Source organism: Ferrovibrio terrae, from assembly GCF_943371255.1.
Classification (GTDB): domain Bacteria; phylum Pseudomonadota; class Alphaproteobacteria; order Ferrovibrionales; family Ferrovibrionaceae; genus Ferrovibrio; species Ferrovibrio terrae_B.
Genome location: NZ_CALRUC010000166.1, coordinates 1 through 6577, shown reverse-complemented (window position 1 = coordinate 6577; position 6577 = coordinate 1). Strand labels below are relative to the sequence as shown.

The following is a 6577-nucleotide window of genomic DNA, read 5'->3' as shown; positions in this document are numbered from 1 at the left end:
CAGGCGATGGCGGCCAAGATGAATATCGAGGTCATTCCGTCGGATGCGCATTTCAAGAGCATGGCGCAGGCCATCGTGGCGGCCGATGACGTGATCCAGAAGAATCCGCAACTGATCCAGAAGCTGGTCCGCGCCACGCTGAAGGGCATGAAGGACATCATGGATAATCCGGAAGGCGCCGCCGCCGATTACGTCAAGGCCGTGCCCGAGCATAGCGGCAACGTGCCGTTCATCGTCGCGTCCTTCAAGCTCTACAACCAGTATGTCTATCCGGGACAGGCCAAGCTTGGTGCGGTGGATGAAAGCCGCCTGACGGCGCTGCAGGACTTCTATGTCAAGGAAGGCGTGATCCGCGACAAGACTCCGGTCAAGGATCTCTACACCAACCAGTTCGTCCAGTAATCGGCCTCGGCCGGCGGGAGTGATGTAAGAATGCAAACGGTCCTCACCCAACCCCACCTGCGCCGCATGATGGCCGGCAGCTTCCTGCTGTTCGTCGTTTTCGTCGCGGTCTGGCAATGGGCGCCGGGCTGGTTCGGCATTCCGCATTTCATCATCCCGCCGGCCAGTCTGGTCTGGGACGAGTTCCTGCGCATGCTGGCCAAGGACAAACTGATCTTCCACACCGGCATCACGGCGATGCAGGTGGCGGTCGGTTTTCTACTGGGTGCGCTGCTCGGTATCTTCGCCGGCTTTGTGCTTGGCATGTCGCCGACGACAGAATTCGTGCTCTCGCCTTATATCCTGGCACTGCAGATCGCACCGAAGGTAGCCTTCGCGCCACTGTTCATCATCTGGTTCGGCTACACCGTCTATCCGAAGATTCTGGTCTGCATCCTGATTGTCTTTTTTCCGGTGATGATCAATGTGCTGGGCGCCGTCCGCGCCATCGATCCCGATATCGTGCGGCTGGCCAAATCGTTCACGGCCAACCGTTTTCAGGTGTTCTGGAAGATCGAGTTTCCGGCGGCCTTGCCGCCGCTATTTGCCGGCCTGCGCATCGCTGCCACGCTGGCCGTGATCGGCGTGGTGGTGGGCGAACTGGTGGGCGGCAACACCGGCCTGGGTTATCTGCTCACTTTCGGCGAAGGGGCCGGCAATACCGCCATGGTGTTTGTGGCGATTATCCTGCTGACCCTGATCGGCATCGTGCTCTATGCCATCGTCGTTTTGATCGAGAATCGTGTGTTGCATTATCTGCCGGCGCGTTCGCGCACGGCGGTCTGAGAGGAGCCGCTCCATGGCCACTGCCAGCGAAATGCAAGAAGTTGAAACCCTGCTCAACCGGGGTTTGCGCAATTTCTGGTATCCGGTTGCACCCAGCTGGATGGTGCGCGACAAGCCGGTGGGACTGACGCGCCTGTCTGAGAATATTGTGCTGTGGCGCGATGCCGATGGTGCCGTGCGCGCCCTGGAAGATCGCTGCCCGCATCGCGGGGCACGACTGTCGCTGGGTTGGGCTCTGGGCGACCGCGTGGCCTGTTGGTATCACGGCGTGGAAGTGAAGGGCGATGGCGTGGTGGCCCGCGTGCCAGCCCAGGCCAATGCGCCGATGGAAGGCAAGCGCTGCGTGCGCAGCTACCATGTGCAGGAGAAGGCCGGCGCCATCTTCGTGTGGTTCGGTGATGCCCTGCATGCAGATCCTGCGCTCCTGGTTCTGCCAGAGGAACTGGTTTCCGAAGACTACGAAGCCATCCTGTGCACCGCGCACTGGAAGTGCAATTACCGCTATGCCATCGACAATGTGATGGACCCGATGCATGGCGCCTATCTTCATGCGCAGTCCCATTCGATGGCCGAAGGCGACAAGCATGCCGAAATGAAACTGCGCAAGACCGATACCGGCTTTGTTTTCGAGAAGTCTGGGCAGCGCGGCGTGAATTTCGACTGGACTGAATTCGGCGTCACCGATGCGCTCTGGCTGCGCCTGGAAATTCCCTATGGCAAGCAGGCCGGTCCCGGCGGCGCTTTCACTATCGTCGGCATGGTGGCGCCGGTCGATGAGGATCATTGCCGCGTATTCTTCTGGCGCATCCGTAAAATCCCGAAAGGCTGGCAGCGTGATACCTGGAAATTCCTCTATCGCGCCCGGCTCGAAGGCCTGCACTGGGCTGTGCTGGAGCAGGATCGCGTGGTGCTGGAAGACATGGCGCCGCAGGCGCGCGAGCATGAATTCCTGTACCAGCATGATGCCGGCCTTGGGCGTGTGCGCACGGTGCTGCTGAAAGCTGCCCGCGACCAGGTGCAGGCGCTGAATGCTGCCAAGACCGTCGCCGGTGAAGCGCCGCGTGCTGCTGGCGTGGCCTGATCGAACCTGAAGTATCCGGAGCTTCCTGAAGGAGGATGCTATGAGCGTAGCCGAGAAGATCGCCCAATTCGCCAAGGACTGGTTCCCGACCTGGGAAAAGCCCAAGGAAAAGTCGTTGCAGCAATGGATCGAGTCCCGCATTGCCCGGTATGAGACGCGCACCTATGACTGGAATGCGCTGAAATTCCAGGCTGACTTCGACCCGAAATACCGCCGCGCCCAGTGCCGCTATATCGGCACCGGTGCCACCGGCGTTGCCACCGACAGCAACAGCATTCCGTCCGAGCATTTCACCTTTTCGACCATGATCCTGCCGGCGGGCTGCGAAGGCCCCCTGCATGTGCATTATGATGCCGAAGAGGTGTTCTTCGTGCTCAAGGCGCAGAAACTGCGGCTGTTCTTCGAGCTGGAAGGCGAGACCTTCGATACCGTCCTGAAGGATCGTGATGTGGTGTCGGTGCCGCCGGGTGTCTTCCGCGGCCTGCGCAATGAAGGCCAGGAAGAGGCCCTGATGTGTGTCATGCTGGGTGTGTCCAAGCCGAATGTTCCGGATTATCCGGAAGGCCATCCGCTGATGGAACTGCGCAAACGCCGTCGTGAAATTGCAGCTGCAGCCGAAGCGGCCAAGACCTCCTCGGCGGCCGAGTAAGCGAGCAGGCGGCGATGACCTTGAAGAATCGAATCGTGGTGGTGACTGGCGCCGGGCGCGGGCTGGGCAAGGCATTTGCCGATGCCTGCGCCGTCGCCGGTGCAGCCACGGTCGTCGTCGCCGATATCAATACCGACTGGGGGACAGCGGCAGTGGCCGACCTGCAGAAGGCCGGCGCCGATGCCGTCTTCTTAGCCGTCGATCTGGGCGATCCGGCCTCCGTGGAGGCCTTCGGGGCCGAGCTTGGCCGCCGCTATGGTCACATCGATGGCCTCGTTAACAATGCAGCGATTGCCACCGGCATCGGTGGCAAGACCTTCGAGGAAATTGATATTGCCACCTGGGATCGGGTGATGACGGTCAATGTGCGCGGCACCTGGCTGATGGTGAAGGCACTGGCGCCGCTGCTGCGCAACTCGAAGGCCGGTGGCCGCATCGTGAATCTCGCTTCCGATACCGCGCTCTGGGGAGCGCCGAAACTGCTGCATTACGTCTCCAGCAAGGGTGCGATCATCAGTATGACCCGCTCGCTCGCCCGTGAGCTGGGTCCGGACCGCATTGCCGTGAATGCCATCGCGCCCGGCTTGGTGCTGGTGGAAGCCACCGAATATGTGCCGGAGGAGCGCAAGCGCCTCTATGTAGAGGGCCGCGCCATGGCGCGGCCGCAAATGCCTGAGGATGTTGTGGGTGCCGTCGTCTATCTGCTGAGCGACGGCGCCGGCTTCGTCACCGGCCAGCTCCTGCCCGTCAATGGCGGCTTTGTCTTCAACTGATCCGCGCATCGCGGTTCTTGGAGACGCCCGGATTTCCTATCAGGAAGCCGGGCGCGGGACGCCGATTGTCCTGCTGCATGGCATCGGCTCGGCATCAAAGTCCTGGCGGCATCAGCTTGCCGGATTGGCGGATCGCTTTCGAGTCATTGCCTGGGATGCACCGGGCTATGCCGAGTCGACGCCGCTCAAGTCGGACACGCCCGATGCTGGCGATTATGCCGCGGCCCTGCTGGCTTTCCTTGATTCACTCGGAATCAGCCGCTGCCATCTCGTCGGCCATTCGCTGGGCACCCTGATGGCAGCCCGTTTCGCTCTCCTGCATGCGGACCGGTTACTGTCGTTGACACTCAGCAGCATTGCCACTGGTCATGCCAAGATGGCCCCGGATGAGCGTAGCCGTCTACTGCAGAGCCGGCTTGACGATATCGTCACCCTGGGTGCGCGCGGGATGGCGGAAAAACGCGGGCCGCGCCTGCTCGGCCCCGATGCGACAGTGGAGATGCGCCAGGCGGTGATCGATGCGATGGCCCAGGTACAGATGCCGGGCTATGGCCAGGCCGCGCGCATGCTGTCAGGTGGCGATGCGCTGGTCGATATCGCCCGGCTGCCGGTCGCGCTGCCGGTACAGATCATCTACGGCGATGCCGATGTCATCACGCCGCCGGCATCCAATCTCAAGGCCGCCGCCCTGCGTCTGCAGGCGCCGGTAAATGTAATCCCGGCCGCCGGCCATGCGCTCTATCTGGAAAAGCCCGAGCGTTTTACTGCCATCCTCGCCGATTTTTGCGGAGGCCTATCATGAGCGGAACTGACCGTATCCCCGAAGGCAAGTATATCGTGCCGGCTCTGGCCCAGGGCCTCGCGGTGCTGGCCCTGTTCTCGCGGCAGCGCCCGAGCCTGAGTGCACCCGATATTGCCCAGGAGCTGCAACTGCCGCGCTCTACGGTGTTCCGTCTGCTGCATACCCTGCAGGCCATGGGCTTCGTGCGCCGCGAAGACGATGAACGACAGTTCAAGCTGGGTCCGGCCGTGCTTGGCCATGGCTTCGAGTATCTCGCATCGCTCGATATCGTTGAGGCAGCGCAACCGATCCTGCAGCGCCTGCGGGACGAAACCGGCCTGTCGTCGCATATGGCGGTCGCCGATGGCCGCGAAATCGTCTATGTCGCGCGCTATCCGGCTCGCACCACAATCTCCAGCACGGTGAATATCGGCACCCGCTTTCCCATCCATGCCACGGTGATGGGGCGCATGCTGCTGGTCGAGCATGACGATGCTGCCCTGCAGGCCCTGTTTCCCGAAGACAGTCTGCCGCGTTTCAGCGAACAGACACCAACCACGCTGGCCGACCTCAAGGTGATTCTGGCAGAAGATCGCAGTCGCGGTTATGCCACCAGCCAGTCTTTCTTCGAGCGCGGCGTCAGTTCGGTGGCTGCACCGGTGCGCGATGGCGCCGGCCGCATCGTGGCGGCCATCAATATCACGGCAGTCGATGCCTATGTCGATCTCGAGGCCATGCATGGCGGTCTGAAAGACGCCATCCTGCAGGCTGCTGCCGAAATCACCCAGTGGATTCGCCGCGAGGCGCCGCGGGCGCCGCTGCCGCTTCCGGCCGAATCTGCCAAGCCCGCCGTCACCCCTATTAGAGAGTCGCTTCATGTCTGAGCAGATCACCGTCGGCGAACTGGCTGCACGTTTCCTCGAATCCTGCGGCGTCGACACCGCCTTTGGCGTCATCTCGATCCACAATATGCCGATCCTGGATGCTTTCGGCCGGCGCAACACGATCCGCTTCGTGCCCAGCCGTGGCGAAGCCGGCGCGGTCAACATGGCGGATGCTTTTGCCCGGGTGCGCGGCCATCTTGGTGTTGCCATCACCAGTACTGGCACAGCGGCGGGCAATGCTGCGGGCGCCATGGTGGAGGCGCAGACTGCCGGCACGCCGGTACTGCATCTGACCGGCCAGATCGAGCGCGCCTATCTCGACAAGCGCTGGAGCTACATCCATGAAGCGACCGATCAGCCGACCATGCTGAAGGCGGTCTCGAAGGCCTTTTTCCGCGTCTGGTCGCCAGAAACCGCACTCGGCGTATTGCAGGAAGCCGTGCGCGCCGCGCTGACCGCCCCGACCGGTCCGGTCAGCGTGGAAATCCCGATTGATGTGCAGGAAGCCCTGATCGACCTGCCGGCGCATATTGCACCGGTGCCGCTCAGCATTGCCCAGCCCGATCCGGCGGCGCTCGATGCGATGGCTGAATTGCTGGCCAAGGCCAAGCGCCCGCTGCTCTGGGCCGGCGGCGGCGCCCGTCATGCGGCCGATGAAATCAAGGCGCTGGCTGATCTGGGCTTCACCGTGGTCACCAGCGTGCAGGGTCGCGGCGTGCTGCCCGAGGATGACGCCCGCACGTTAGGCGCCTTCAATCTGTCGCCGCCGGTAGAAAGCTTCTACGCCAGTTGCGATGCACTGCTGGTGGTGGGGTCGCGCCTGCGCGGCAACGAGACTTTGAAATACACGTTGAAACTGCCCAAGCCGATGCTGCAGATCGATGCCGATCCACAGGCCCATGGCCGCGGTTATACCGCCGACCTGTTCCTGGCTGCCGATGCCAAGCCGGCGCTGACCGGACTGGTCGCGCGACTGAAGGGGAAGCTGAAGGTATCCGACAGCTTCGCCGGGGACGCCAAGGCCGCGCGTAACGAGGCCGAGGCACAGTTGCGCAAGGGCCTGGGGCCTTACGAGAAGCTGGTCGATGCCCTGCAGAAAGCCGTGCCGCGCGATTACCTCTGGGTTCGCGACGTCACTGTGTCAAACAGCACCTGGGGCAACCGCATGCTCAAGCTGTTCGA

8 protein-coding genes are annotated in these 6577 nt (G+C 62.6%); all 8 read left to right on the top strand.

The window, feature by feature from the left end; all coding sequences use genetic code 11:
- Nucleotides 1-402, top strand: a 402-nt coding sequence (locus AAG799_RS21735; protein ID WP_341899130.1) for an ABC transporter substrate-binding protein, incomplete at its 5' end; no start/stop codon positions are given.
- 30 nt (nt 403-432) lie between these two features.
- On the top strand, nt 433-1227 hold the full coding sequence (locus tag AAG799_RS21730; RefSeq protein WP_341899128.1) for an ABC transporter permease: 795 nt from the start codon (nt 433-435) through the stop codon (nt 1225-1227).
- 13 nt (nt 1228-1240) lie between these two features.
- Nucleotides 1241-2308 (top strand): aromatic ring-hydroxylating dioxygenase subunit alpha, encoded by a 1068-nt coding sequence (locus AAG799_RS21725; protein WP_341899127.1) that lies wholly within the window; start codon nt 1241-1243, stop codon nt 2306-2308.
- A 40-nt stretch (nt 2309-2348) separates the two neighbouring features.
- Nucleotides 2349-2957, top strand: coding sequence for a cupin domain-containing protein (locus AAG799_RS21720; protein ID WP_341899125.1), 609 nt, complete (start codon nt 2349-2351; stop codon nt 2955-2957).
- A 14-nt stretch (nt 2958-2971) separates the two neighbouring features.
- On the top strand, nt 2972-3730 hold the full coding sequence (locus tag AAG799_RS21715; RefSeq protein ID WP_341899123.1) for an SDR family oxidoreductase: 759 nt from the start codon (nt 2972-2974) through the stop codon (nt 3728-3730).
- The gene (locus AAG799_RS21710) at nt 3717-4532 is read left to right on the top strand and encodes an alpha/beta fold hydrolase (RefSeq protein WP_341899121.1); all 816 of its coding nucleotides are present in this window, start codon (nt 3717-3719) and stop codon (nt 4530-4532) included. Before AAG799_RS21715 ends, AAG799_RS21710 begins: the two co-directional genes overlap by 14 nt.
- Nucleotides 4529-5395: an IclR family transcriptional regulator gene (locus tag AAG799_RS21705; protein ID WP_341899119.1), complete on the top strand. Its 867-nt coding sequence runs from the start codon at nt 4529-4531 to the stop codon at nt 5393-5395. Before AAG799_RS21710 ends, AAG799_RS21705 begins: the two co-directional genes overlap by 4 nt.
- Nucleotides 5388-6577: thiamine pyrophosphate-binding protein (locus tag AAG799_RS21700; protein WP_341899117.1), on the top strand; the 1190-nt coding region annotated here is incomplete at its 3' end. The genes AAG799_RS21705 and AAG799_RS21700, both read left to right, overlap by 8 nt.